The sequence below is a fragment of the Nocardia sp. FBN12 genome (genome assembly GCF_050320175.1).
Classification (GTDB): domain Bacteria; phylum Actinomycetota; class Actinomycetes; order Mycobacteriales; family Mycobacteriaceae; genus Nocardia.
Window position 1 is genome coordinate 7,330,884 of record NZ_CP190048.1, and the last position, 26,567, is coordinate 7,357,450.

25 protein-coding genes are annotated in these 26,567 nt (G+C 67.9%); 15 read left to right on the forward strand and 10 right to left on the reverse strand.

The window, feature by feature from the left end; all coding sequences use genetic code 11:
* Positions 1 to 12: 12 nt before the first annotated feature.
* Positions 13 to 1,098 (forward strand): class I SAM-dependent methyltransferase, encoded by a 1,086-nt coding sequence (locus tag ACQHI0_RS34355; RefSeq protein ID WP_427905821.1) that lies wholly within the window; start codon positions 13 to 15, stop codon positions 1,096 to 1,098.
* Here ACQHI0_RS34355 and glgB read toward each other — a convergent pair.
* From glgB to ACQHI0_RS34375, 4 genes are all read right to left on the reverse strand, one after another.
* Positions 1,095 to 3,251: a 1,4-alpha-glucan branching protein GlgB gene (gene glgB, locus ACQHI0_RS34360; protein ID WP_427905822.1), complete on the reverse strand. Its 2,157-nt coding sequence runs from the start codon at positions 3,249 to 3,251 to the stop codon at positions 1,095 to 1,097. The genes ACQHI0_RS34355 and glgB overlap by 4 nt on opposite strands.
* Complete coding sequence (locus tag ACQHI0_RS34365; RefSeq protein ID WP_427905823.1) at positions 3,248 to 5,251, reverse strand: maltotransferase domain-containing protein; 2,004 nt, start codon at positions 5,249 to 5,251, stop codon at positions 3,248 to 3,250. Before ACQHI0_RS34365 ends, glgB begins: the two co-directional genes overlap by 4 nt.
* A gap of 63 nt (positions 5,252 to 5,314) precedes the next feature.
* A complete protein-coding gene (locus ACQHI0_RS34370; protein WP_427905824.1) occupies positions 5,315 to 5,959 on the reverse strand; it encodes a LysE family translocator in 645 nt (214 codons plus the stop codon).
* A gap of 49 nt (positions 5,960 to 6,008) precedes the next feature.
* A complete protein-coding gene (locus ACQHI0_RS34375) occupies positions 6,009 to 6,599 on the reverse strand; it encodes a TetR/AcrR family transcriptional regulator (RefSeq protein WP_427905825.1) in 591 nt (196 codons plus the stop codon).
* Positions 6,600 to 6,678: 79 nt separating this feature from the next.
* On the opposite strand from ACQHI0_RS34375, the gene ACQHI0_RS34380 reads away from it, so the two are divergent.
* From ACQHI0_RS34380 to ACQHI0_RS34405, 6 genes are all read left to right on the forward strand, one after another.
* Positions 6,679 to 7,098 (forward strand): VOC family protein, encoded by a 420-nt coding sequence (locus tag ACQHI0_RS34380; protein WP_427905826.1) that lies wholly within the window; start codon positions 6,679 to 6,681, stop codon positions 7,096 to 7,098.
* 36 nt (positions 7,099 to 7,134) lie between these two features.
* Positions 7,135 to 9,705 carry an alpha-glucan family phosphorylase gene (gene glgP / locus ACQHI0_RS34385; RefSeq protein WP_427905827.1) on the forward strand — a complete coding sequence of 857 codons (2,571 nt, stop codon included), beginning with the start codon at positions 7,135 to 7,137 and terminating at the stop codon, positions 9,703 to 9,705.
* A gap of 98 nt (positions 9,706 to 9,803) precedes the next feature.
* On the forward strand, positions 9,804 to 11,165 hold the full coding sequence (locus ACQHI0_RS34390; RefSeq protein WP_427905828.1) for an NCS2 family permease: 1,362 nt from the start codon (positions 9,804 to 9,806) through the stop codon (positions 11,163 to 11,165).
* A 68-nt stretch (positions 11,166 to 11,233) separates the two neighbouring features.
* Positions 11,234 to 11,647, forward strand: coding sequence for a hypothetical protein (locus ACQHI0_RS34395; RefSeq protein WP_427905829.1), 414 nt, complete (start codon positions 11,234 to 11,236; stop codon positions 11,645 to 11,647).
* 182 nt (positions 11,648 to 11,829) lie between these two features.
* Complete coding sequence (locus ACQHI0_RS34400) at positions 11,830 to 12,384, forward strand: DoxX family protein (protein ID WP_427905830.1); 555 nt, start codon at positions 11,830 to 11,832, stop codon at positions 12,382 to 12,384.
* 212 nt (positions 12,385 to 12,596) lie between these two features.
* Positions 12,597 to 13,406 (forward strand): hypothetical protein, encoded by an 810-nt coding sequence (locus ACQHI0_RS34405; RefSeq protein ID WP_427905831.1) that lies wholly within the window; start codon positions 12,597 to 12,599, stop codon positions 13,404 to 13,406.
* Position 13,407: 1 nt separating this feature from the next.
* On the opposite strand, the gene ACQHI0_RS34410 is transcribed toward ACQHI0_RS34405, so the two are convergent.
* From ACQHI0_RS34410 to ACQHI0_RS34435, 6 genes are all read right to left on the reverse strand, one after another.
* Positions 13,408 to 14,709: a glycosyltransferase 87 family protein gene (locus tag ACQHI0_RS34410; RefSeq protein ID WP_427905832.1), complete on the reverse strand. Its 1,302-nt coding sequence runs from the start codon at positions 14,707 to 14,709 to the stop codon at positions 13,408 to 13,410.
* Between the two features lie 232 nt (positions 14,710 to 14,941).
* Positions 14,942 to 15,646 carry a hypothetical protein gene (locus tag ACQHI0_RS34415; RefSeq protein WP_427905833.1) on the reverse strand — a complete coding sequence of 235 codons (705 nt, stop codon included), beginning with the start codon at positions 15,644 to 15,646 and terminating at the stop codon, positions 14,942 to 14,944.
* 85 nt (positions 15,647 to 15,731) lie between these two features.
* A complete protein-coding gene (locus ACQHI0_RS34420; RefSeq protein ID WP_427905834.1) occupies positions 15,732 to 17,777 on the reverse strand; it encodes an ATP-dependent DNA helicase in 2,046 nt (681 codons plus the stop codon).
* 478 nt (positions 17,778 to 18,255) lie between these two features.
* Positions 18,256 to 18,792, reverse strand: coding sequence for a DMP19 family protein (locus ACQHI0_RS34425; RefSeq protein ID WP_427905835.1), 537 nt, complete (start codon positions 18,790 to 18,792; stop codon positions 18,256 to 18,258).
* 11 nt (positions 18,793 to 18,803) lie between these two features.
* Entirely contained in the window at positions 18,804 to 19,358 is a 555-nt protein-coding gene (locus ACQHI0_RS34430) for an isochorismatase family protein (protein ID WP_427905836.1), read from the reverse strand.
* A gap of 116 nt (positions 19,359 to 19,474) precedes the next feature.
* Positions 19,475 to 20,788, reverse strand: a complete 1,314-nt coding sequence (locus tag ACQHI0_RS34435) for a nicotinate phosphoribosyltransferase (protein WP_427905837.1) — start codon at positions 20,786 to 20,788, stop codon at positions 19,475 to 19,477.
* A gap of 61 nt (positions 20,789 to 20,849) precedes the next feature.
* Here ACQHI0_RS34435 and clpS point away from each other — a divergent pair, with 61 nt between their 5' ends.
* The 8 genes from clpS (at position 20,850) to ACQHI0_RS34475 (ending at position 26,407) form a co-directional block, all read left to right on the forward strand.
* Entirely contained in the window at positions 20,850 to 21,197 is a 348-nt protein-coding gene (gene clpS, locus ACQHI0_RS34440; protein WP_266296122.1) for an ATP-dependent Clp protease adapter ClpS, read from the forward strand.
* 22 nt (positions 21,198 to 21,219) lie between these two features.
* Positions 21,220 to 21,789, forward strand: a complete 570-nt coding sequence (locus ACQHI0_RS34445; protein ID WP_427905838.1) for a DUF2017 domain-containing protein — start codon at positions 21,220 to 21,222, stop codon at positions 21,787 to 21,789.
* Positions 21,790 to 21,858: 69 nt separating this feature from the next.
* Entirely contained in the window at positions 21,859 to 22,917 is a 1,059-nt protein-coding gene (locus tag ACQHI0_RS34450) for a P1 family peptidase (RefSeq protein ID WP_427905839.1), read from the forward strand.
* 160 nt (positions 22,918 to 23,077) lie between these two features.
* Positions 23,078 to 23,491, forward strand: a complete 414-nt coding sequence (locus tag ACQHI0_RS34455) for a Mov34/MPN/PAD-1 family protein (RefSeq protein ID WP_427909387.1) — start codon at positions 23,078 to 23,080, stop codon at positions 23,489 to 23,491.
* Between the two features lie 53 nt (positions 23,492 to 23,544).
* Positions 23,545 to 23,820: a MoaD/ThiS family protein gene (locus ACQHI0_RS34460; RefSeq protein WP_101464168.1), complete on the forward strand. Its 276-nt coding sequence runs from the start codon at positions 23,545 to 23,547 to the stop codon at positions 23,818 to 23,820.
* Between the two features lie 5 nt (positions 23,821 to 23,825).
* On the forward strand, positions 23,826 to 24,788 hold the full coding sequence (locus tag ACQHI0_RS34465; RefSeq protein ID WP_427905840.1) for a PLP-dependent cysteine synthase family protein: 963 nt from the start codon (positions 23,826 to 23,828) through the stop codon (positions 24,786 to 24,788).
* A 71-nt stretch (positions 24,789 to 24,859) separates the two neighbouring features.
* Positions 24,860 to 25,573, forward strand: coding sequence for a rhomboid family intramembrane serine protease (locus tag ACQHI0_RS34470; protein WP_427905841.1), 714 nt, complete (start codon positions 24,860 to 24,862; stop codon positions 25,571 to 25,573).
* A 69-nt stretch (positions 25,574 to 25,642) separates the two neighbouring features.
* A complete protein-coding gene (locus tag ACQHI0_RS34475; protein WP_427905842.1) occupies positions 25,643 to 26,407 on the forward strand; it encodes a cyclic nucleotide-degrading phosphodiesterase in 765 nt (254 codons plus the stop codon).
* Positions 26,408 to 26,567 lie beyond the last annotated feature (160 nt).

The window sequence follows — 26,567 nt, forward strand, 5'->3', positions numbered from 1 at the left end:
GAGGAGTACGTCATGACTTCACTCGACCACTCGGCGGCGGTGGACCGGGCCGACGTGGAAGCCTTCGCTGGGAAGATGATCGGGGTGCTCGATCAGGCGAGTACCGCGCTGATGCTCAGCATGGGCCACCAGGTCGGCCTGTTCGACACGATGGTCGCCCACCCCGGCGCGACCAGTGCAGAGCTCGCCGAAGCGGCCGGGCTGGACGAGCGGTACGTGCGCGAATGGCTCGGCGCCGTCACCACCGCCGCCATCGTGGACTACGACCCGGCCACCGCGACCTACACCCTGCCGCCCGCGCACGCGGCGAGCCTGACCAGAGCCGCCGGACCGGACAACCTGGCCCGCGTCATGCAGTTCATCGCCCAGCTCGGCGAGGTGGAGCCGAAGATCGTCGAACGGTTCCGCGTGGGTGGCGGCCTGTCGTACCAGGACTACGGACGGTTCCACGCGCTGATGGCGGAGGAGAGCGCGGAGGTGTTCGACGCCGCGTTGGTCGAGGTGATCCTGCCGATGGCGCCCGGCCTGCCCGAGCGACTGCGGACCGGCATCGACGTAGCCGATATCGCCTGCGGCAGTGGACATGCCGTGAACCTGATGGCGCGGGCCTATCCGGCGAGCAGGTTCACCGGATACGACTTCTCCGCGGACGCGGTCGAGGTGGGCGTGGCCGAAGCGGCCGCCATGGGACTGACCAATGTCGAGTTCGCCGTGCGTGATGTCGCGGACCTGCATGTGCCCGAATCCTGTGATCTGATCACCGTTTTCGATGCCATCCACGATCAGGCGCACCCCGCGCTCGTACTCGGCAATATCGCGGAAGCCCTCCGCCCCGGCGGAGTCTTCCTGATGGTGGACATCCACGCCTCGAGCATGCTCGAGGAGAATCTCGACCTACCGCTCGGCCCGTTCCTCTACACCGTGTCGACGATGCACTGCATGTCGGTCTCGCTCGGGCAGGGTGGCGACGGGCTCGGCACGGTCTGGGGCGAGCAGCGCGCGCTGTCGATGCTGGCCGATGCCGGTTTCACCGAGGTGCTGACCCGCCATGTGGACGGCGACCCGCTCAACACCTATTACATCGCGCACAAGAGCTAGGCCGGTGAGCTGAGCCAGAGGGCACTGTTCGGCGCCAGCGTGACTGTCGCCGAACAGGGTTGACCGTGCCACGGGGTGTCGCCGGCGGTGACGGCGCCGAGGTTGCCGATGCCGGAGCCCGCGTACTCGGCGGCATCGGTGTTGAGGATCTCCTGCCAGGAACCGATGCGGGGTAATCCGATTCGGTAGTTCTCGCGGGTGGAGCCGGAGAAGTTGAAGACGGCGGCCACCGCGCTGCCGTCGGTGCCCCAGCGGAGGAAGGCGAAGACGTTGGCCGCGCTGTCGTCGGCTTCGATCCAGGAGTGCCCGCCCGGGGTGGCATCTTGGGTCCACAGCGCGGGGTGGGCGGCGTAGGTACGGTTCAGGTCGGCGACCATCGTTGAAATGCCCTGGTGGAGTGGGTTTTCCAGTTCCTGCCAGTCGAGGCCGCGGTCGTTGTCCCATTCGCGGAACTGGCCGAATTCCTGGCCCATGAACAGCAGTTGCTTGCCGGGGTGGGACCACATGTAGGCGAGCAGGGCGCGCACGCCGCTCGCCTTGGCGAAGTCGTCGCCGGGCATGCGCGTCCACAGGGTGCCTTTGCCGTGCACGACCTCGTCGTGGCTGACCGGCAGCACATAGTTCTCGCTCCACGCGTAGACCAGCGAGAACGTCATCTCGTTGTGATGCCAGGAGCGGTGGATCGGGTCGCGGCCCAGGTAGCCGAGGGTGTCGTGCATCCAGCCCATGTTCCACTTCATGGTGAAACCGAGACCGCCGACATCGGTGCCGCGGGTGACGCCGGGCCAGGTGGTCGACTCCTCGGCGATGGTGACCACGCCGGGGTGGGCGCTGTGCACGGTGTCGTTGAGTTCCTGCAGGAATTCGACCGCTTCCAGATTCTCCCGGCCGCCATAGATATTCGGCTCCCAACCGCCCTCGGGGCGGGAGTAGTCCAGGTACAGCATCGAGGCGACGGCGTCGACACGCAGGCCGTCGATGTGGAATTCGGAGATCCAGAAGGCGGCGTTGGCGACCAGGAAGTTGCGGACCTCGTTGCGCCCGAAGTCGAAAATATAAGTGCCCCAGTCGAGTTGCTCGCCGCGGCGGGGGTCAGGGTGTTCATACAGCGGGGTGCCGTCGAAACGGGCCAGTGCCCATTCGTCGCGGGGGAAGTGCGCGGGGACCCAGTCGAGTAGCACGCCGATACCCGCGTTGTGCAGGTGGTCGACGAAGTAGCGGAAGTCGTCCGGGCTGCCGAATCGCGAGGTCGGGGCGTAGTACGAGGTGACCTGGTAGCCCCATGACCCGCCGAACGGGTGCTCGGCGACGGGCAGCAGTTCGACGTGGGTGAATCCGGTGGACTGGATGTAATCGGCCAGCTGATGGGCCAATTCGCGATAGTCGAGGCCGGGGCGCCAGGAACCGAGGTGGATCTCGTAGGCGCTCATCGGAGAGCGAACCGCGTCGGTTTTCGCGCGGCGGTCGAGCCAGTCGCTGTCGGTCCACACGTGGTCGGCGCGGGTCACCACCGAGGCGGTCGCGGGCGGTACCTCGGTCGAAAAGGCAAGGGGGTCGGCATGATCCATGACCCGGCCGTCGGCGCCGTGGATCCGGTACTTGTAGCGCGTGCCAGGCCCGACGCCCGGCACGAACACCTCCCACACTCCGGAGCTGCCCAGTGCGCGCATCGGGGCGGAGGTGCCGCTCCAGTGGTCGAAATCGCCGAAGACGGTGACGCCGCGGGCATTCGGCGCCCATACCGCGAAGGAGGTACCGTCGACCTCGCCGTCGAGGGTGGTGTAGTGGCGGGGGTGGGCGCCGAGTACCTCCCAGAGGCGGGTGTGGCGGCCCTCGCCGATGAGGTGCAGGTCGAATTCGCCGACAGTGGGCAGGAAGCGGTAGCCGTCGGCGGAGAGCACGGTCTGGCCGCCGGGGTATTCGCTGCGGACACGGTAGTCGTCGATCCGCGGATATGGCAGGACCGCGTCGAAAATGCCGTGGCCCAATGACTTCAGCCGATGTTCGGCCTCGCCGACGAGCACGGTGACGGTGTCGGCGTGTGGGCGCAAGACCCGGACCGCGGTGCCGTCGGCATGGGCGTGCGCGCCGAGGACGGTGTGCGGGTCGGGGTGGGTGCCCGCGGCGAGCAGCAGGAGATCGCGGCGCTTCATCGCAGGGTCTCGCGGTAGGCCAGCGGTGCGCGCGCGGCGGCCGGGACGGCAGGCAGCGCCAGGATGTGCGCGACCGCCCGCGCGGGGTCGAGGCGCACGAAATTGCGCTGGCCCCAGTGGTATTCCTCGCCGCTGACCTCGTCGAAGACCACCGGGTGGTCGTGCCATTCTCGGCCGATCGCGGGGAGATCGAGCGAAATATGGCCCTGCTCAGCGGTGTACGGGTTCAGGTTGACGATGATCAGGACGGCGTCGCCGGTGTCCGGGTCGATCTTGGAGTAGGCGATCAGCGCGTCGTTGTCGACGTGGTGGAAGTGGATGCAGCGCAACTGTTGCAGCGCGGGGTGATTGCGGCGGATCTCGTTGAGGCGGGTGAGCCACGGTTCCAGCGATTCACCGCGTTCCAGGGCGCCGGCGAAATCGCGGGGACGTAGTTCGTACTTCTCCGAATCGAGGTATTCCTCGCTGCCCTCGCGGACCGCCTCGTGTTCGAACAGTTCGAAACCGGAGTAGACACCCCAGGTGGGCGCGAGGGTGGCGGCGAGGGCGGCGCGGATGGCGAACATGCCGGGACCGCCGTGCTGCAGACTTTCGTGCAGGATGTCCGGTGTGTTCACGAACAGATTCGGCCTGGCCTCGTCGGCCTTGGCGGCGATCTCGTGGCCGAACTCGGTGAGTTCCCACTTGTGTACGCGCCAGGTGAAATACGTGTACGACTGGCTGAAGCCGCGGCGCGCCAGGCCGTAGAGCCGGGCGGGGCGGGTGAACGCTTCGGACAGGAAGATCACGTCGGGGTCGGTGCGGCGCAGCTCGGTGATCAGCCACTCCCAGAAGTCGGCGGGCTTGGTGTGTGGATTGTCGACGCGGAAGATGGTGACGCCCAAGGAGATCCAGTGCCGTACCACGCGCAGGATCTCGGCGTAGAGACCGTCGGGGTCGTTGTCGAAGTTGACCGGGTAGATGTCCTGGTACTTCTTCGGTGGGTTCTCGGCGTAGGCGATTGTGCCGTCGGGCAGGGTGGTGAACCATTCCGGGTGGGCGGCGACCCACGGGTGGTCGGGGGCGCATTGCAGGGCCAGGTCGATGGCGACATCGAGGCCGAGAGCCGTTGCCTCGGTCACGAATTCGGTGAAGTCCCGCTCGGTGCCCAGCAGCGGGTTCACGGCATCGTGTCCGCCGTCTGCCGAGCCGATGGCCCAGGGGGAGCCCACGTCGCCGGGCTCGGTGGTGAGAGTGTTGTTGCGGCCCTTGCGGTTTACCGCGCCGACCGGATGGATCGGCGGGAGGTAGACGACGTCGAACCCCATGCCCGCGATGCGGGGGAGTTCCCTGGCCGCCGTGGCGAAGGTGCCGTGGATCGGGTTGCCGTCGGCGTCGCGGCCGCCGGTGGAGCGCGGGAAGAACTCGTACCAGGAGCCGACCAGGGCACGGCGACGTTCGACCAGGACCGAGAACTGGGTGCCGCGGGTGACCATCTCGCGCAACGGAGTGGCACGCAGGATCTCGGCGACCTCCGCGGAGAACGCGGGGGCTACCCGGGCCGGTAGCTGTTCGTCGCCGCGCAAGGCGGTGGCGGCGGCGCGGAGGCGTTCGAACTGTTTCTTCGGGACGGCCTGGGCGGCGCGTTCGAACAGGATGGCGCCGGTCTCGAGGTCGTTGGCGAGGTCGGCGGCGGATTGGCCGACCGACAGCTTCGCCTCGACCGCGCTGCGCCAGGTGGCGAGCGGGTCGCTCCAGCCTTCGATGCGGTAGGTCCACACGCCGGGGAGGTGCGGGGTGAAGACGGCGTTGAAGACGTCGGGCTGGTAGTCCGGCGACATCCGGATGCGGGTGATCCGGGAGGAGCCGGGCGCTCGGACCGCCAGGGTCGCAGCTACCGCGTCGTGGCCCTCGCGCCAGACGACGGCGCGGACGGGGAACACCTCGCCGACTGCGGCTTTGGCCGGGCGGCCGCCGGGGATGGACGGGGCGATGTCATCGATGGCTATCCGGCCGGTCACTCGGCTAACTTACTGCATTTTCGCTGGGTGGGGAGCTTCGGCGGCTGGGGGTGGACGGGGTGTTCAGCGGGTATCCGCGGCCAGGCCGAGGCCGAGGGCTACCAGGATGGCGGCGAGGGTTCGTTCCATCCGCTGACGGATTGTCGCGCGGCGCAGCCATGCGCCCGCCCGGTCCGCCGCCAGGACCACACCGACGCACCAGGCGCCGTCGACGATGACCTGGATGGTGGCGAGGATGAGCAGGGTGGGCAGGACGGAGCCTTCGTCCGGGAGGAACTGCGGCAGGATCGTCATGCCGAAGACGGCGGCCTTCGGGTTGGCGGCGATCGAGATCAGTGAGGCGCGGAAGGCGGCCGCTGGGGTGTTGCCGCCGGGGAGTTTCGCGGTGAGGGCGGCGCCGAAGTCGTCGTGATGGCCGCGGGCGTGGCGCCAGGACTGCACACCCAGCCAGATCAGGACGGCGGCGCCGACGATGTGCATGGTGGTGTTGAGCCAGCGGTTGGCAGCCAGCAGGATCGACAGCCCGGTGCCGCCCGCGAGCGTCCAGCCGAGAATGCCGATCTCGTTGCCGACCACGGCGGCCAGACCGGCGGTTCGCCCGTCGCGTACCGATCGCTGCAGAAACAGCGCCGTGGCTGGTCCAGGAAGCGCGGCCAAGATGATGGCGGCGACCAAGAATTCGGGGAGGACATCGACCCAGTGCGGCATCGGTGCATGGTGGCACGGAGTGCCGGGCTGTGGCGAACGGTTTCGTGGGTCAGGTGGTACGCAGGCCCGCGAGGAGTCGGTCGAGAGCGGCGATGGTGTCGGTCAGCGCGTCGGGGTCGGTGGTGGTTGCCAGCCACAGGGCGGCTTCGTTCATCGCGCCGGACAGCAGCTGGGTCAGTGGGGCGACCGGCTGTGGAGGGAGAACACCGGCGTCGACGAGGGATCGCAGTGCCTCGTGGAGGTGGCGGGCCGAATTGGCCTCGTCCATGGCACGCCATTCGTGCCAGCCGAGGACGGCGGGACCGTCGATCAGCAGGATCCGCTGGACGAGGGGATCGGCGCAGGCGCGCAGGAACGCGGCGCAGCCGGCGGTGAGCTGCGTCCAGGGGTCGGGCTCGGCGTCCGCGGCGGCGGCCACCTGCGCGCCGACCTCCTCCTGTAGCTCAGTGAGTACCGCGCGGAACAGGTCGGCCTTGCTGTCGAAGTGGTGGTAGAGCGCGCCCTTGGTGACTCCGGCCGCCGTCACGATCTCCGACAAGCCAACGGCGGCATAGCCTTTCGCGGCGAACAGCGCCCTGGTCTCGTGCAGCAGGATGCGCCGCGTCTGTTCGCGTTGCCGCGTCCGTGCCGTCGACGTCATCGACCGTCCTCCCATTGACCTACCGGTGGTATGTGAACTATCGTACGATACATACCAACGGTATGTGAAAGGTGAACTCATGAAACTCAGCAGCTACTACCCCGTGCTCGCCACCAGCCGGATCGCGGACTCGCGCGACTTCTACACGACCTGGTTCGGCTTCGAGATCGTCTTCGAGGCGGACTGGTACGTCAGCCTGCGGCGGCCCGGCGCTGCCGGCGAACCGTCCTACGAACTGGCACTGCTCGACCCCACCCACCCCACGATCCCGGCCGGCTTCGGCAAACCGGTCCAGGGCCTGCTGCTCAACTTCGAGGTCGACGACGTCGACGCCGAGTGGGACCGGCTCGTGCGAACCGGCGGCCTGCGCCCCGAACTCGAGCTGCGCACCGAAGACTTCGGCCAACGTCACTTCATCGTCGCCGATCCCGTCGGTGTCCTGATCGACGTGATCACCGAGATCCCGCCGAGTCCCGAGTTCGCCGCCCAGTTCACCTAGACCCCCCGCGCTCGCGCGATCGTTTATTCTTCCGGGGTGAAGGCACTCCGTCGGTTCACTGTCCGTGCTCATCTGCCGGAGCGGCTTGCCGCGCTGGGTGAGTTGTCCACCAACCTGCGGTGGTCGTGGCACGGCCCGACGCAGGATCTGTTCGCCGAGCTCGATCCGGAGCTGTGGCGGACCGTCGGGCAGGACCCGGTGCGGATGCTGGGGGAGGTGCCCGCCGAGCGGCTCGATGAGCTCGCCGCCGATCCCGGGTATATCGCGCGGGTCGACGCGGCCGCCGCGGGCCTGCGGGACTACCTGACTCGGCCGCGCTGGTTCCAGGAGCAGACCGGGACCGATGTCGCGGGGATCGCGTACTTCTCGATGGAGTTCGGTGTCACCGAGGTGCTGCCGAACTACTCCGGCGGGCTCGGGATTCTCGCAGGCGATCACCTCAAGGCGGCCTCGGATCTCGGACTGCCGCTGATCGGCGTCGGGTTGCTGTACCGCTCGGGGTATTTCCGGCAGTCGCTGTCGGCCGACGGCTGGCAGATGGAGCACTACCCGGCGCTCGACCCGCAGGGTCTGCCGCTGCGGCTGCTCACCAGTGACGGTTCGCCGGTGCTCATCCACGTCGGTATGCCCGAAGGCCGGGTGTTGCGGGCCAGGGTATGGATCGCGCAGGTGGGCCGAATCCCATTGCTGCTGCTCGATTCCGATATCGCCGACAACGATCCCGAGCTGCGCGCCGTCACCGACCGGCTCTACGGCGGCGATCAGGATCACCGGATCAAACAGGAGATCCTCGCGGGGATCGGCGGTGTTCGCGCGGTGCGCGCCTACACCCGCGCCACCGGGCTCCCTGATCCCGATGTCTTTCACATGAACGAGGGCCACGCGGGTTTCCTCGGGGTCGAGCGCATGCGTGAATTCATCGCGGGCGGACTGGATTTCGAGACCGCGCTCGCCGCGGTGCGGGCGGGCACCGTCTTCACCACACACACCCCCGTCCCCGCGGGCATCGACCGTTTCCCGATGCCGTTGGTGCGCAGGTACTTCGGTGGCTCGCACGGCGAGTCCGAATCCGCCTTGCTGCCAGGGCTTTCCGTCGACCGGATCCTTTCGTTCGGCCGCGAGGGCGATCCCTCGGTGTTCAATATGGCGCACATGGGTCTGCGAATGGCCCAGCGCGCCAACGGCGTATCGAAACTGCACGGTGAGGTCAGCCGGGAGATGTTCGCGGCGCTGTGGCCGGGATTCGACGCGGCCGAGGTGCCGATCGGCTCGGTCACCAATGGCGTGCACGCCCCGACCTGGGCCGCGCGCGAATGGATCGACAAGGCACGCGAACTCGTCGGCCCGGAACTGGTCGAGGAGGCGCGGGGCTGGGAGAAGCTCAGCGATGTCGACCTCGGACAGCTGTGGTCGACGCGAAACACGTTGCGCGGCGTGCTGATCGACGAAGTGCGGCGCAGGCTGCGCGATTCCTGGCGACAGCGCGGCGCCGCCGACGCCGAACTCGGCTGGATCGACGACGTCTTCGATCCGAACGTGCTCACCATCGGTTTCGCCCGCCGCGTTCCCACCTACAAGCGGCTCACCCTCATGCTGCGCGACCCCGAACGCCTGCGCGCGCTGCTGCTCGACCCCGAACGTCCGGTGCAGCTGGTGGTGGCGGGCAAGAGCCACCCCGCCGACGACGGCGGCAAGGCACTCATCCAGCAGGTGGTGCGGTTCGCCGACGATCCGCAGGTGCGTCATCGCATCGTCTTCCTGCCCGACTACGACATGTCGATGGCCCGCTACCTGTACTGGGGTTGTGATGTGTGGCTGAACAATCCGCTGCGCCCGCTCGAGGCGTGCGGTACCTCGGGGATGAAGTCCGCGCTCAACGGCGGCCTCAACCTGTCCATCCGCGACGGCTGGTGGGACGAGATGTTCGACGGCGAGAACGGCTGGGCCATCCCCACCGCCGACGGCATCCGCGACGAATCCCGCCGCGACGACCTCGAGGCCTCGGCGCTCTACGAACTCGTCGAACGCACTGTCGCGCCGCGCTTCTACGACCGCGACGCCAACGATGTGCCGGTCCGCTGGACCGAGATGGTGCGCCACACCCTGCAAACCACCAGCCCGAAGGTCCTGGCCTCGCGGATGGTGCGCGACTACGCCGAGCAGTACTACGGCCCCGCGGCCGCCGCGTTCGGCCGCGCCGCCGCCGACAAATTCGCGGCCGCCGCGCAGGTCGCGGAGTACCGCAGGCGCGTCGACGCCGCGTGGCCGTCGGTGCGGATCGCGCAGGTGGACAGCTCCGGCCTGCCCGACACCCCGGTGATCGGCGCGGAACTGTCGCTGCACGCGCGCATCGACCTCGGCGGGCTCGCGCCCTCTGACGTGGTGGTGCAGGCGGTACTCGGCCGGGTCTCGCCGACCGACGACCTGTCCGACACCACCACGATGGCAATGCGACACACCGGCACCGACGACGGCAGCGAGCTGTACTCGATCCAGGCGCCGGTGCCGTTGTCCGGCGCGGTCGGCTACACGGTCCGGGTGCTCCCGCACAACGAGCTGCTCGCCTCGGACGCCGAACTGGGCTTGGTGGCGGTCGCGGGCGGGTAACCGTGCCTGGTGACACGGGTGCCGGGTTATTCGATTCAGTGAACATTCCGCTACCGTTCCGGGGCAATCTTTCTTCTTGAATCCCGGACTGGAGAGTCATGGCCAGCGATGTCGCAACCCGCGCCCGAGGGCGCATCGACGGATATTTCGGTATCACGTCGAGTGGGTCCACCTTCAAGCGCGAGGCGATGGCAGGCACGGTCACGTTCCTGGCGATGTCCTATGTGCTCGCGGTGAACCCGTCGATCCTCGGTGACGAGGGCGCCCTCGGCGACAAGGGCATCCCGATGCAGGCGGTGTTCACGGCCACCGCCGTCGCCGCGGTGTTCGGCACGCTCGTCATGGGCATCTGGGCCAAGTACCCGATCGCGCTCGCGCCGGGCATGGGTCTCAACGCGTTCTTCGCCTACACGGTGGTGCTGAGCATGGGCATCCCGTGGCAGGTGGCGCTGTCGGGGACCTTGCTGTCGGGCATCATCTTCTTCATCCTGGCGATCACGAAGGTCCGGGAACGGATTCTCAACGCGATCCCGTTGCAGATGAAGTTCGCGGTGGGCGCTGGTATCGGTCTGTTCGTGGCGTTCCTGGGTTTGAAGAACGCGGGCATTGTCGTCAACAGTGACGCGACGCTGGTCGCCCTCGGCGATTTCACCAAGGGCACCACGCTGCTGGCGCTGTTCGGCCTGGTGCTGACCGTGATCTTCCTGGTGATCGGCTGGCACGGCGCCGTGCTCTACGGCATCGTCGCGACCACGATCCTGGGCATGGTGACCGGTCTGGTCGGCTTGCCGGACGGGATCGCCGAGATGCCGAAGGGGCTGGACCAGACCTTCGGGCAGGCGATCATCCACCTGCCGGACGCGTTCACCGGACAGATGATCGTCGTGGTGCTGACCATGCTGTTCGTCGATTTCTTCGATGCCTCGGGCACACTGATCGGCGTCGCCAACCAGGCCGGTCTGCTGAACAAGGACGGCACGCTGCCCCGCGCGGCCAGTGCGATGGCCGCCGACTCGGTGGGCACGACCGCGGGCGCGATCATCGGTACCTCGACCACCACGGCCTATGTCGAGTCGACGGCGGGTGTGTCGGCGGGTGGCCGAACGGGATTGACGGCGGTGACCACGGCAGGCTGGTTCCTGATCGCGATGTTCTGCTATCCGATCTTCGCGGTGGTCGCGGGATCGGCGGAGATCACCTCGGCCGCGCTGATCGTGGTCGGCATCCTGATGGCGCGTTCGCTGGGGGATATCGACTGGCAGAAGTTCGAGTACTCGGTGCCCGCGTTCATCACCGTCATCATGATGCCGCTGACGTATTCGATCGCCAACGGTCTGGCCATGGGCATGATCTTCTACCCGATCGTGATGGTTGCCAGGGGTCGCATCAAGGAGGTGCACCCGGCCATGTGGGCGCTGATGGTGCTGTTCCTCGCGTACTTCTTCTTCCTGGTCGAGTAGACGTTCCGGCCATAGGTGTGTCTATACTCAGGCTAGCCTAGGCTTGCCTAACTAGAGGAGATCCACCCATGAAGCGTTCGCTTGTTGCCGCGTCGATGGCGTTTGCCACCATCTTCGCGCCGGTCACCGCGGCTGTCGTCGCCACCGCTCCCGCCGCGATCGCCGCCCCGGCCACGCCGTCGGTCGGCGAGCTGTACGGCAAGCTGCAGGCCGCCATGAACGGTTCGGCGTCCGAGCTCGAGTCGGGCAATGCCGGTGGCCTCGCGGTCGTGCGCGACACCGTCAACCGGATCCCCGGCTACAGCTGGGATGTCTCCGGCCCGGTCACCGTGGACGGCGACGTGCTGTCGGCGACGCTGAACAGCCGCCTCGGCGACTACGCCTTCCCGATCCCGGTGACCTGGAAGAACATCGACGGCACCTGGAAGCTGTCGCAGGAATCCGAGCAGACGCTGGTCGGTTACGCCACCATGGCGTGGTGAGCTGACAAGATTTCGAGCAGGGCCGTCCCGATGGGGCGGCCCTTTCGTATTTTCGTGACTGGGATCACAGAATTGCCGGGAACGGCGTGAAATAGTGGCAGTGGACCCAGGGTTGTGACCGAGGAAGGCAATCGGACCGCGGTCCGGTTGCGGGCATGTTTCGAATCGCAGATGAGGACACGATGACCGACACCGCTACCCGCATCACCCCTACCGCCACCACCGCCGACGACACCACCACCGCCGCAGGTATCGGCCTGCTGGTGCTGCGCATCGGCTTCGGTGGCCTGATGGCCGCCTATGGAACCCAGAAACTCTTCGGCTGGTTGAACGGACCCGGCTGGCGCGCGAATGCCGACGGCTTCACCGCCATGGGCTACAACCCCGGCGAAGTCTTCGGCACGCTGGCCGGGCTCGCCGAGCTGGTCGGTGGGCTGCTGCTGGTGTTCGGCCTGTTCACGCCCCTGGCCGCCGCCATCGTGCTCGGGACGATGATCAATGCCATCAACGCGCTGTGGAGCGGTGGGCTCTTCCCCGCCGATCCGTCGGTGATGGGGTTCTCGACGCCGCTGCTGTTCGCGTTGGTCGCCGCCGCGCTGGCGTTCACCGGGCCGGGGCGGTTCTCGCTCGACGCCGGGCGGCCGTGGCAGCGGGAGGGTGTGGTGTGGGGCGGTGGCGCCGTGGTGCTCGCCGTTGTCGCCGCGGTGATCACGCTGATCTTCAAGGCTGTGCTCTGATCTGATCGTTTCCTCGTGCGGGCGGCGCGGTGACCGGGATCCGGTTGCCGCGCCGCCCTTTTCGTTCGGAGCCGCGCTCGTTTCGTCATCGGCCGTATGCCTGTGGTTCCACGGAGTGCGCGCACCTGTCGGTAGCAGCGATTAACCTCGTGGCGGCGCCTGTTGCAGGCGGTGTGCCACGCATTGTCCGCGGATGGAAGAGGAGAGCTGCGATGAAGGCTTACGACCTGGGTTTCGGAGACTCGGCGGACAAACTGGCCGAGACGCCCGACGGTGAACCGCTGGCTCTCGACGCGCCGGTGCGGTCGGGCTGGATCGGCAGCGAGGGCCCGGACATCGACCCCGCGACCTGGCCGCGCGGACCCGTCACCGGCCTGCCGATGATGCACGCGCTCACCCTGCGCCTGCCCACCGATTTCCAGCGCCGTGGGCCCGGATTCCCCGCCATCGCGCTCTTTCAGGGTGAGGGGCAGTTCGCCGGTACCGACGCGGTCGAGGCCGACGCGTCCTCGGACGACCCACTGGCCCGCGACCTGGTGGCCACCCGCCTGCACCCGAAATTGCAGATCATGCACGACGAGATCGGCGGCGCGTTCGCCCTGATCTGGCTCACGGACTCCGAGTTCGCCGGCGGCCCCGTGGCCCCACCCGCCGATGTTCGTCAGCCCGGCTCGCCGACCGCGAGCGACGAAGGCTGCAACGCCTGGGACGACGTCCATCCCACCGTCGGCGTCTGGCTCGCCGAGCGCACCGCCGACCCCAATGTCGGTATCCCGCCGGTCGAATACGAGCCGAACACCAAATACCAGGACCCGCTCACCGAGGATTCCGGCTGGACCACCTGGGCCGAGCCTCTTTTCGGCCGCTCCCACCTCGGCGGTACGGCCTTCCCTGTCCAGGCGCTGCCCGAGGGGCTGACCCCCTATTACCTGGAGATCGAAGAGGTCTCCGGCATGAACTTCGGCGGCGGCAACGCCCAACTCGACTTGGAGTCGGGCGTTTTCGATTGGTCCTGCGGGTAATTCAGTTCATCATCGCCGGGCGGTCGTCGTCGGGGTGCGGGGCGGCGACCTTCCGGCTGTCGGGTGAAAGCTGTTCGGGGGCACGGAGATCGATGATCGGCTCGACCGGCGCGGGCGGTAGCTTGCGCGAACGGACGTGCAGGGCGATGCCTGCCAGAGTGATCAGGTAGATGATCACGTAGATGTTCATCATGACCTGGGGCAGTGGCCACCACGGCGGGAGCAGGAAGGTGCCGACGCTGACCCAGGTGGGGGTGTAGGTGTAGGTCCAGGCGGCGATCGACAGGTAGACGGCGGCCGCGGCGAGCCACCAGGGCGCCCGGGTCTGGGCGCGGTGGATCAAGTAGACGAGCAACGGTACGAACCAGACCCAGTGGTGGCCCCAGGAATACGGGGAGACGGCGCAGGCGGTGAGGCCGCCGAGGGTCACCGAGAGCAAGGGTTCGCCGCGGCGGACCAGGACCGCGGCCAGCCACAGCGCGACCAGCGCGACCGGCACGGCGATCAGCAGCCACAGCCACACCGGCGCGGGACCGTGCGTGAGGTGGGCGATCGCGCCGCGGATGGACTGGTTGGCGGGGTGGACATCCGGGGCGATGCGGCCGGAGTGGAAGAACGTCGACGTCCAGTACTGGTAGGAGTCGCTGGGCAGGATCAGGGCGGTGAGGCCGATCGAAGCGATGAACGTGAGCGCGCCGGTCGCGGCGGCACGCCACTGGCGTTGCGCGAGATACTGGGCGATGAAGTACAGCGGGGTCAGCTTGATGCCCGCGGCGATGCCGACGCCGATGCCGCGCAACTTGCTGTTCTCGGCGCGGGAGAAGTCCCACAGCACCACCAGCATCAGCACCAGATTGATCTGCCCGTAGTAGAGGGTGGTGCGCACCGGTTCAGCGAAGGTGCAGGCCAGCGCGAGCAGTGCGCTGACGGCGGCCAGCTTCGGGGTGGCGCGGTACCCGAGCATCCGAAAGCTCTGCAGCACAACACCGAACAGCACCAGCAGATTGAGCACCAGCCAGGTCGTGGTGACGAAATCCCACGGGACCAGCAGCAACGGCAGGAACACCAGCGCCGAGAACGGGGTGTAGGTGTAGAGCAGGCCGTAGTGCGTCGGCTCGATGTAGAGCGCCCGTTCGTGCAGCACCCGCCAACCGCCGTCGCGGTAGATGTGGACGTCGAGACCACCGACGAGAATGCCGCCGCTGTTCATCCACGGATCCATGGTGGTGAACAGCAGCGTCACGCCTAAGACGGCGGTGACGAGAAGTAGAAGCAGCGTCAGGGTCGTGCGCGGCAGTGCCACGCCTCGCGATCTCTCCGCCACGGTCGTACTACCGGCCGGCCCACATCGTATGCACGACTAAGAACCTACCGCGCCGGGTCGACGGGGCTCGCCGCCGGTTCGACATTGGTAGGAAACCGACATGAACGCAGTCCGGGCGGCCGCGAACGGGCTGAGGGCGGCGGTGCGGGCCGGTCCGACGACGCTGTCGCCGTACGCGAAGGACCGAGGCCCGCTCCGCGCCCGCGCGTCATCAGGCGGCCGGGCGCAGCGTCAACATGGTGTCGGCACCGTGGTGGAACTCATAGCCGGTCTTGTCGAGAGAGGTGGCGATGCCTTTGTCGTGGAGTTCGGTGCGCAGGTGGTCGATGAGGTCGTCCAGCGGCGCGCCGGTGTAGTCGAGCAGGGGGTAGACGCGGGTTTCGGTGCTGGCGACGCGGGCCAATTCGAGCAGGGCGGCCAGATGGAAGTCGGCATCGAGCCGGTCGGCGTAGCTGAACAGCAGGTGCGAGCTCAGGGCCAGATCGAACGCGTCGTCGGGGCAGGGGAGCGAGGGCAGGGCTCCCGCCAGGTAGCGGTGGGGTGCCACACGCACATCGTCGGCGAAGCGGGCGGCGGCGCCGCGGCGGATCGCGGCGTGCTCGGCCGTTGAGCCGTACCAGTCCCAGCAGTAGCGGTCGGCATGGGCGTGGGCCCAGGCCACGGCGCGTTCGGTTTCGGGGGTCGCACGGGCGGCCAGTTCGAGCGGTGGCGTGGCGTAGATGGGATCGATCGCGGTGACCTCGGCACCCAGTGCGCTCGCCTCGGCCGCGAAACTCGCTGCGCCACCTGGACAATCGAGGACACGGCGACCGGAGAGATCATCGTCGGAGAGATGGAACATCGCGCGGTACTCGGCCAAAGATCTTGCGCTGACCAGAAATTCGCCGAGTACCTCGCCATCGGCGTGGTGCATCATCACCACACGTTCTCACGAGTTGCGTTCGCACGCTCGCTGATTAACGAGTGTGGTCACGCGGATTGCGCGACTCGATCTGGCGCGTTCACGCGGTGTCGGTGAGCCGGCGCAGTGCCTTCGCGACCACCTCGGGATCGCTGGTCTCCCAGTACGGGGGCAGCGAAGCCCGCAGGTAGCTGCCGTAACGGGCGGTGGCAAGGCGGGAGTCGAGGATCGCGACCACGCCGCGGTCGTCGACGCTGCGCAGTAGTCGGCCGGTGCCCTGGGCCAGCAGCAGCGCCGCGTGATTGGCGGCCACGGTCATGAAACCGTTACCGCCGCGTGACTCCACGGCGCGCTGCCGGGCGGTGAGAAGCGGATCGTCGGGGCGCGGGAACGGAATGCGGTCCAGGATAACGAGACTCAGCGACGGGCCCGGTACGTCGACGCCCTGCCAGAGGGTGAGGGTGCCGAACAGGGAGGTGGCCGGGTCGTCGGCGAATTTGCGCACCAGCGCGCCCATCGAATCGTCGCCCTGGCACAGCACCGGGGTGTCGAGCCGTTCGCGCAGTGCCTCGGTGGCGGCCTTGGCGGCGCGCATGGAGGAGAACAGGCCGAGCGTGCGGCCGCCGGCGGCGGTGATGAGCTGTTCGATCTCGTCGAGGTAGGCGGGGGAGAGGCCGTCGCGTCCCGGCGCGGGCAGGTGTTTGGCGACGTAGAGGATGCCGGACTTGGCGTGGTCGAACGGGGAACCGACGTCGAGGGCGTTCCAGCGCACCGATTCCAGGTCGGCGGGCGCGGTGGCGCCGTTCGCCATCGCCGGATCGACCTTGCCGCCCGACTGCGAGGGCAGACCCCAGGTGATCGCGAGCCCGTCGAACGAGCCGCCGATCTGCAGGGTGGCCGAGGTGAGCACGACCGTCGCGGTGCCGAACAGCCTGCTGCGCAGGAGGCCGCCGACCGAGAGCGGTGCCATCCGCAGGGTGCGGCGGGCGACGCCGCGCATCTCGTCGGCCGACAGCCAGATCACATCGCGCCGGGCGGCCGGATCGGCTTCCTCGAACGCGGTGAGCGCGCGGACCGCGGCGTCGTGCACGTCGTCGATGGCGGCCACCGCCATCGTGCGGGCGGCGGCGTTGTCTGGGTCGTCCTGGGTTTTGACGGTGCCCTGCGGCGCGATCGCGGTGCGCGCGTTCCAGGCGGCGTCGCGGACCAGCGCCAGCACGGGGGCGACGCCGTCGGGCATGGTGTCCCAGCGGCCGGGCTGGAGGTCTTCGAGTGCCTGGTGGAAGGCTTCCGCGGCGCCCTCGAGCCGGTCGACCTCGCGTTCGTCGATCAGTTTGGTGCAGCGGCGGGCGGCGGCGCTGATCGCGGTCGCGGCCAGTTCGGCGGTGGCAACGCCGGTGACACGGTCGACCAGTTCGTGTGCCTCGTCGATCACCACCACGTCGTGTTCGGGCAGGACCTGGATGCCGCTGATGGCGTCGATGGCCAGCAGGGCGTGATTGGTCACCACCACGTCGGCCTGGGCCGATTCCGCGCGGGCCTTCTCGGCGAAACAGTCCTGGCCGAACTGGCAGCGAGACTTGCCGAGGCATTCGCGCGAGCCGACGCTCACCTGACGCCAGGCGCGGTCGGTGACGCCGGGGGCGAGTTCGTCGCGGTCGCCGGTTTCGGTGTCGGAGGCCCATTCGTTGAGGCGCTGGACTTCGCGGCCGAGGCGGGAGATGGCGAAGGCGTCGAACAGTTCGGCCTCGCCGCCGGTATCTTCCGGAATGACGCTGTTGATCTTGTTCAGGCAGAGATAGTTGTTGCGGCCCTTGAGAATCGCGAACTGAGGTGCCCGGCCGAGTGGTTTGGTGAGCGCCTCGGCGAGGCGCGGGAGATCGCGGTCGACGAGCTGGCGTTGCAGCGCGATCGTCGCGGTGGAGACCACCACGGTGCGCCCAGTCCGGACCGCGTGGCGCAGGCTCGGGATGAGGTAGGCCAGTGACTTGCCGGTGCCGGTGCCCGCCTGGACCGCTAGGTGTTCTTTGGTGTCGATCGCGTGGTCGACTGCGGTGGCCATGGTGGTCTGCCCGGTGCGTTCCTTGCCGCCGAGGGCGTGCACGGCGGTGACGAGCAGGTCGGCTACGGGAGGGAGTTCGGGCACGCTGGCAGCTTATCCGTCGGGTCGGACAGGTTTGGTTGGTGTGGCAGTGCTCTGGGGTTTGAGTAGTCCTAGAGGCGCTGGCTGTGTTTATTGGAGCGCTGGCGCGCTCGAGTCGCGGCCCTGAGGGGCCGCCGGTTAGGCGCCGGTGCTTGCTCCTTCGTCGCCTACGCACCGGCGCCTAACCGGCGACCCGGCCGCGACCGGCCACTTCGTGGCCGTCCCTCCCTAAGGGTCGGGAGTGCGGTGGTTGGGTTGGGTGGGTTGTGGAAGACGGGGACAGGCTTTGTGCACGGTGTGGTTGAAAGTGCGGGTATGTGGAAGGCGGGACAGGCCGCGGTTCGCGGTGTGGTCTGGAGTGCGGGGGTGTGGAAGGCGGGCACAGGCCGGAGTGCGCGGTGTGGTTTGGGGTGCGGGGGTGCGTGGAATACGGGGGCTGGCTGGGGTGGGCGGTGTGGTTGGGAGTGCGGTAGGGGTCGGGTCAGGAATCTTGGACGAAGTCGTCGATGTGGTCGCGGACGTAGTCGAGGACTCGTTGTTCGAAGTCTTCGGGTTCGTTGATGTCGTAGATCTCGTCGGGGTCTTCGGCGCGGTCGCCGATGGGGCGGCGGATCTGGTCGGGGGCGGCCAGGGTTCGGTGTTCGTCTTCCCAGAAGCGGTCGAGGTCGTCGTCGGGGGAGCTGAGGGAGGCGTCGCGGGCGGCGATGATAGCCGCGGCGGCCAGTTGGGGCATGCCTGCTGCCCGCAAACCCCTTGTCGCCCACGGGAGTTCGCTGCGGCGAGCTTTCAGATAGCTCGAGAAGCCCGCGTCGAGGACGCTGGTGTGCAGGCTCGACAGCGCCAGCAGGTGGGAAAAGGCCGGGGGGAGTTTGCCGAAGGCGCCGATGCCGAGGCGCTGGAGGTCGTCGGTGGCGGGGTTCGACCAGAAGACGGTGTCGGCGGCGTCGTGGATGCTGTCGGTCTCGGCGAGTGCCTTCGTCAGGGCGGATCGGGTGTGCGCCGGGAATCGATAGTCCATGGGGCAAGTATTCAGGGGCGCAGGTGGACGCCCGCGTCGCGGAGGGTGGTCAGGGCGGTTTCGGTGGTTTCCGGGGCGACGCCCGCGGTGAGGTCGAGCAGGACGGTGGTGTCGAATCCGGCTTCGGCGGCGTCGAGGGCGGTGGCTCGAACACAGTGGTCGGTGGCGATGCCGACTACGTCCACCGCGTCGATGTCGCGTGCTCGGAGCCAATTCGTGAGCGAGGTGCCGTCCGCGGCCGCGCCCTCGAAACCCGAATAGGCGGCGGTGTATTCACCCTTGGAGAAGGTTTCCTGGATGGGCGAAGTGTCGAGGGCCGGGTGGAAATCGGCGCCGGGGGTGCCTACTCGGCAGTGGGGCGGCCAGGAGTCGACGTAGTCGGGCTCGGTGGAGAAGTGCGGGCCGGGGTCGATGTGCCAGTCCCGGGTGGCGACGACCGCGTCGTACTGCTCGGCTGCGACGAAGTCGGTGATCGCGGCCGCGACCGCCGCGCCGCCGACTACCGCGAGGGAGCCACCCTCGCAGAAGTCGTTCTGCACATCCACGATGATCAGACCGCGTCCCATGTCATCCTCCAGCTCGTTTCGACCGCACCATTCTCCGCCGCGCAGCGCCGAGCGGTCACCCGGTCCGGCGAGGCGGCCGATTCGAGCCGTCGGCACTTCGGCGCACCGCACCGCGCTCAGCCGAGGAACGTTGTCGGCACCGCGGGTTCGCCCGCGGAGAGCTTCAACCCTTCCCACGGCAGGCTGACCAACCCGCGCGCGACCAGCTCACGACTCTGCGCCAGCGTCGCCACACCGTCGACCACCTTGCCCTCGCGAATCAGAGGTACCTGCAGCTCCCGAACCTGAAAACCGTTGGTAGCCGGTACTTCTCCGCCTTCGGGATAGACGATCTCCTCGACGATCGTGCCGGTGGCACGGGCCAATCGCACCGCCTTCTTGGTCCCGCCGCGCGACTGCTTGTGACTGGACCGCTTGGCGACCGGAATGCCGTCGACCTCGACCAGCTTGTAGACCATGCCCGCCGTCGGGGCGCCCGAACCGACGACCACCGATGTGCCGACGCCGTACACGTCGACCGGTTCGGCACGCAGCGCCGCGATCGCGTACTCGTCCAGATCGCCGGAGACCACGATGCGAGTGCCGGTGGCGCCGAGCCCGTCGAGCTGGTCGCGGACCTGCCTGGCCAGCACACCGAGATCGCCGGAGTCGATGCGCACCCCGCCCAGTTCGGGCCCGGCCACCTCGATGGCGGTGGCGACGCCCCTGGTGATGTCGAAGGTGTCGACCAGCAGGGTGGTGCCGATGCCGAGCGCGTCGATCTGGCTGCGGAAGGCCGCGGCCTCGTGTTCGCCGTCGGCGCCGCTGTGCAGCAGGGTGAACGCGTGTGCGCTGGTACCGGCACCGGGCACGCCGAAGCTGCGCACGGACTCGAGATTGGAGGTGGCGTCGAAGCCGGCCAGGTAGGCGGCGCGCGAGCTCGACGGCGCGGCGAGTTCGTGGGTGCGCCGCGATCCCATTTCGATCATCCGCCGACCCGCTGCCGCGCTCACCATGCGCGCGGCCGACGAGGCGATCGCGCTGTCGTGATTGAAGATCGACAGCGCGAGGGTCTCGAGCAGCACACACTCGGCGAAGCTGCCGCGCACGGTCAGGATCGGCGAACCCGGGAAGTACAGCTCACCTTCGGCATAGCCGTCGATATCGCCGGTGAAGCGATATTCGCGCAACCACTCGACGGTGGCGGGCTCGAGGAACTTCGCGACCACGGCGAGCTCGTCGGGACCGAAGCGGAAATGGGCCAGCGCGTCGAGCAGGCGGCCGGTACCCGCGACGACACCGTAACGGCGCCCGTGCGGCAATCGCCGGGCGAACACCTCGAAGGTGCACTGCCGGTGGGCCGAGCCGTCGGCCAGCGCCGCGGCCAGCATGGTCAACTCGTACTGGTCGGTCAGCAGCGCGGTGCTGGCGAACTCGTCACGGATCTGCACACCAGAAACTCTAGTCACCGCGGGTGTTGTTTCCTGGGGGCCTCGTCGTACCCTGGTTTTTATGGCCGTGTGCAATACCGTTCGGGCCGGCGCCGTCACCGACGCTGTGAACGCCGCACTGTCGGCACCGCAGGCGACGCCGGAGACCACGGAATTTACCGAGATCCTGGAGGCCGAGGACAGGCCCTGGGTCACCGTCGTCTGGGACGATCCGGTGAACCTGATGCACTACGTCACCTACATCTTCCAGAAGCTTTTCGGCTACAGCAAAGCCAAGGCGACCGAGTTGATGATGCAGGTGCACAACGAGGGCAAGGCGGTGGTGTCCTCGGGATCGCGCGACAAGATGGAGCAGGACGTGCGCCGGCTGCACGCCGCGGGCCTCTGGGCAACCATGCAGCGCGACTGACAACCTGAGTAACCTGGGCCCTGTGCGTAAGTGGAGCAGGAAGAACTCACTGAGTGGCCTCAAGCTTCGATCCGAAATGGACGAGCACGAGGCCACCGTCCTGCGCTCGCTGATCGGCGCGGTGTCGGGCCTGCTCAGCGGCCGCGCCGCCGACGCCCCCGAAGACGAGCTCGCCGCGCTCACCGGCCTGCGCACCGGCAACTCCGCCCCGCCCGACGACCCGCAACTGCTGCGATTGCTGCCCGATTTCCACCGCGCCGAACCCGGTTCCCCCGATGCCAAGCGCGCCGACCTCAACAGCGCGCTGCGCAGCCTGCACGAGCCCGAGATCATCGACGCGAAACTGGCCGCCGGGCAGGCGGTACTCGACAGTTGCCCGGAGGCGGGCGGCAAGATCGCGCTCACTCCCGAGCAGGCCGACGCGTGGCTGGCAGCGCTCACCGACGTCCGTCTCGCGCTGGGCACACTGCTCGACATCGACGACGACACGCCCGACCATTTCGATCCGGAAGACCCGCGCGCCCCGCATCTGGACGTCTACCACTGGCTCACCTGGATGCAGGATTCGCTGCTTCAGGCGCTGGCTCCCTGACTTGCCGTCGCGAGTCGCGGCCGCCGGTGTGCCGGCCGGATTTCGCTGATCACCTGAAGGACGAAAACGATGCGAAGCAGTCCAGGGGTACGCAACTCGATCACTGATGTCGCCGGTGTGCTGGTCGGCCACCACCAGGTGATCGACGACGAAGTCACGCTCGGCACCGGCGCCGCGACGGGCTGCACGGTCGTGCGCGTTCCCGGCGGCGCGACAGCCTCGGTCGACGTCCGCGGCGGTGGCCCCGGCACCAGGGAAACCGACCTGCTCGACCCCGCCAACACCGTTCGCCAGCTCAACTCCGTGCTCCTCACCGGCGGCAGCGCGTACGGTCTCGCCGCCGCCGACGGCGTGATGCGCTGGTCGGAGGAGAACGGCGAGGGCATTCCGATGGACCCGGCCGATCCGAGCCGTGTGGTGCCGATCGTGCCGGGCGCGGTGATCTTCGATCTGCCGGTCGGTGACTGGGGCATCCGGCCCGACGCCGATTTCGGATATCGCGCGGCCGCGGCGGCGTCGACCGAGTTCGCCAGGGGTACCGCGGGTGCCGGTGTGGGTGCGCGCGCGGGTGCGCTCAAGGGCGGAATCGGTTCGGCGAGTGTCGTTCTCACGGATGGTCCCGGCGCCGGCGTGACCGTCGGTGCGGTGATCGTCGCGAATCCTGTCGGTTCCGTCGTCGATCCGCGCACCGGGTTGCCGTGGGGTGCCGGTACCGACGGACCCGACTTCTTCGGGCTGCGGCCGGGCACCCCTGAGGAGATCGCGGCGCTGGTCGCCCTGCCCGTGAAGAGCATGGTCCTCAACACCACGATCGGTGTGGTGGCGACCGACGCCGCCCTCGATCCGGCGGGTTGCCGACGGATGGCGGCGACCGCGCACGACGGGCTCGCTCGCGCGATCCGGCCCGTGCATTCCCCGCTCGACGGCGACACGATCTTCGCCCTGTCGACCGGGGCAGTAGACGTCGCGCCGATCGAGTTGCCCGCCGCTTTCCCCGCCGACCTGTTGCTGCTCGATCAGTTGTGTACCGCCGCCGCCGTGGTTGTCGAACGTGCCATCGTCGACGCGGTACTCAGCGCCACCTCGATCGCCGCGATCCCCGCCTACCGCGACCTGTTTCCGCGCTGATCGCTGCCGTGCCGCTCAGGCCGCTGACCAGCCGCGCGGCGGTCGCGCACCGCTGCGCGTGGACCGGAGTGTGTGCCCTGCGGAATACCCGAATAGGGTGAGTCGTTGTCGAGGAAGGTGCTCGACAGCACGCAGACAGGTTGTGGAAAGGGTCGATGAAGTGCTGGTGATCAGGGCCGATCTCGTTGACGCGATGGTGGCACACGCCCGCGCCGACCACCCGGACGAGGCCTGCGGCATCATCGCCGGGCCCGAGGGCAGTGACCGGCCCGAACGCTTCGTGGCGATGGTCAACGCCGAACGTTCGCCCACCTTCTACAGCTTCGAGTCGAGCGAGTACCTCCGGGTATGGCGCGCGATGGACGATGCTGACGAAGAGGCCGTTGTCATCTATCACTCCCATACCGCGACCGAGGCTTACCCGAGTCGCACCGATATCTCCTACGCCTCGTGGCCGGACACGCACTACGTGCTGGTGTCCACCCGCGACCCACAGGCCCACGAGCTGCGCAGCTACCGCATCGTCGACGGCGAGGTCACCGAAGAACCGGTGCGCATCGTCGATTCCTACTGAACCTGTCCGCGCTGAACCCGTCCGTGATAAGTCACCACCCTTCAGGAGCTCCCATGCCGGTAACCGTGTCCATTCCGACCATCATGCGTGGCATCACCGGAGGTGAGAAGCGAGTGCAGGGCGAGGGCTCGACGCTGTCCGCGCTCATCGCCGATCTCGACGCGAATCACCCCGGCCTTGCCGAGAAGCTGCTCTCCGACGGCAAGCTCAACCGCTACGTCAACATCTACGTCGACGACGAGGACGTGCGCTTCTCCGGTGGGCTCGAAGCCGAGGTGCCCGCGGGCGCGTCGGTCACCATTCTTCCCGCCGTGGCCGGCGGGGCCTGACTCCCGTGGCTCGCTATGACTCGCTGATCGCGACGCTCGGTAATACGCCGCTCGTCGGATTACAGAACCTGTCGCCGCACTGGGACGGCGACGATCATGTGCGGCTGTGGGCCAAGCTGGAGGACCGCAATCCCACCGGGTCGATCAAGGACCGGCCCGCGCTGCGGATGATCGAACAGGCCGAGGCCGACGGGCTGCTCACGCCCGGGTGCACGATTCTGGAGCCGACCAGCGGCAATACCGGGATCTCGCTGGCCATGGCGGCCAAGCTCAAGGGTTACCGGATCGTGTGTGTGATGCCGGAGAACACGTCGGTGGAGCGTCGGCAATTGCTGACGATGTTCGGCGCCGAGATCATCGATTCGCCCGCGGCGGGTGGGTCCAACCAAGCGGTCGCGATGGCCAAGCAGATCGCGGCGGAGAACCCGGATTGGGTGATGCTGTACCAGTACGGCAATCCGGCGAACGCGCTCGCGCACTACGAGAACACCGGGCCGGAACTGCTGGCCGATCTGCCGGAGATCACGCATTTCGTCGCGGGGCTCGGCACGACCGGCACCCTGATGGGCACCGGCCGGTACCTGCGTGAGAACGTGCCCGATATCGAGATCGTCGCCGCCGAGCCGCGCTACGGCGAGCTGGTGTACGGCCTGCGCAATATCGACGAGGGCTTCATTCCGGAGCTCTACGACGAGAAGGTGCTCACCACCCGGTTCTCGGTGGGCCCGTACGACGCGGTGAAGCGGACTCGTGAGCTGGTCGGCGAGGAGGGCATCTTCGCCGGAATCTCCACCGGGGCGATCCTGCACGCCGCGCTCGGTATCGCCAAGAAGGCGCGCAAGGCCGGGAAACGGGCCGATATCGCGTTCGTGGTCGCCGATGGTGGCTGGAAGTATCTGTCTACCGGGGCATACGACGGCACGCTGGACGAAGCCGAGGAGAAGCTGGACGGGCAACTCTGGGCCTGAGCTGATGTCACCCCACTTCGGTACGCTCTGGTTAACGGGCTGTTCGACGGTCCCTTGCCGGAGTGGAGGCGATGTCGGTGAGCGGTGGGGTGGGTGCCTCGTTCGATCCTGATCGGATCTCGGGGCTGCGTGGCAACGCGAGTTCGGGCACCGGCGCGTCGCGCGGCGGTTCGTGGATTCGGGCCGCGGTCGGGATCCTCGGCTTCGTGGGGGCGCTGTATGTGATCGAGGGCGTCGATATGGTGCTCTCCCATGATTCGCCACCCGGCGCCGCGGGCGAACTCGACGCGGCCGGAATCGAGCCGCGCGAGGTATCCGGACTCGACGGCATTCTGTGGGCGCCCCTGCTGCACGGCGGGTGGGACCATCTGTTCGCCAACACGCTGCCGTTGCTGGTGCTCGGTTTCCTCGTGTTGCTGTCCGGGATCGGGCGGGGTATCGCGGCGACGGCGATCATCTGGGTGATCGCGGGCGTCGGGACCTGGCTCACCGGGTCGACGGGGAGCGTGCACGTCGGAGCGTCGTCGATCGTGTTCGGCTGGCTCACCTACCTGATCTGTCGCGGGTGGTTCGCGCGCAATGTGGGCCAGATCGCGGTGGGGCTGGTGATCCTGGTGTTCTACGGCTCGATGCTGTGGGGTGTGCTGCCGAGCGACCCTCGAATTTCTTGGCAGGGGCATCTTTTCGGGGCGGTGGGTGGAGTGCTCGCGGGCTGGGTACTCTCGTCAGATGAACGTCGACGCCGCCGTGGAGTATCGGTCGGCCGCGCAGTACCAACGCGGTAGCCGGGGATCCGGTCTGGAAAATGGGGGGATCCTGCATTGAGTACCAGCACGTCGTGGCAGCATGGGGGCATGCGCCTTACCGTCCTCGGGTGCTCGGGCAGCGTGTCCGGCCCGGACTCCCCAGCGTCGGGTTACCTGCTGACGGCTCCTGATATGCGGCCGACGGTCATCGACTTCGGTCCCGGGATTTTCGGTGCGCTGCAGAAGCACATGAACCCCGCTGATGTCGATATCTTCCTCACTCATCTGCACGCCGATCACTGCTTGGATCTGCCCGCGCTGCTGGTGTGGCGTCGTTATCACCCGAATCCGCCGACCGGTAAGGCCCTGGTCCGTGGGCCCTCCGATGCGCCGCTGCGGATCGGGAACGCGTCGGCGGAGATCGGTGGCGAGACCGACGACTGGTCCGATGTGATCGACTCGCAGGCGTGGGTCGAGAACACGCCGATTCCGTTCGGGCCCGGGCATACGGTGGAGGCTCGGCGGATGTTCCACCCGCCGGAGTCGTACGGGCTGCGGATCACCGCGGCCGACGGCCGGGTGTTCGTCTACACCGGGGATACCGCGATGTGCGATGCGGTGGTGGAGTTGTCGCAGGGTGCTGATGTGCTGATGGCTGAGGCTTCGTGGACTCATGATCCGGCGAATCGTCCTCCGGGGATTCATCTTTCGGGGACCGAGGCGGGGGAGATCGCTACTCGGGCTGGGGCCAAGGAGTTGTTGCTTACTCATATTCCGCCGTGGACTTCGCGTGAAGATGTGATCGCTGAAGCGAAGGCGGCGTTTTCGGGGCCAGTTCATGCGGTGTCGCCGGGGGAGACCTTCGACCTTTAGGTGGGATCCGTTGTTCGGTGCGACCCGGCCGCGACCGGCCACTTCGTGGCCGCCGCTCCCTAGAGGTCGCGGGTGCGAGGTTGGGAGTGCTGTCATGGCGGACCTGGGGTGAACGGTGTGGCTGGGTGTGATGTGGGGGGTACCGGCTAGTGTGTCGGCT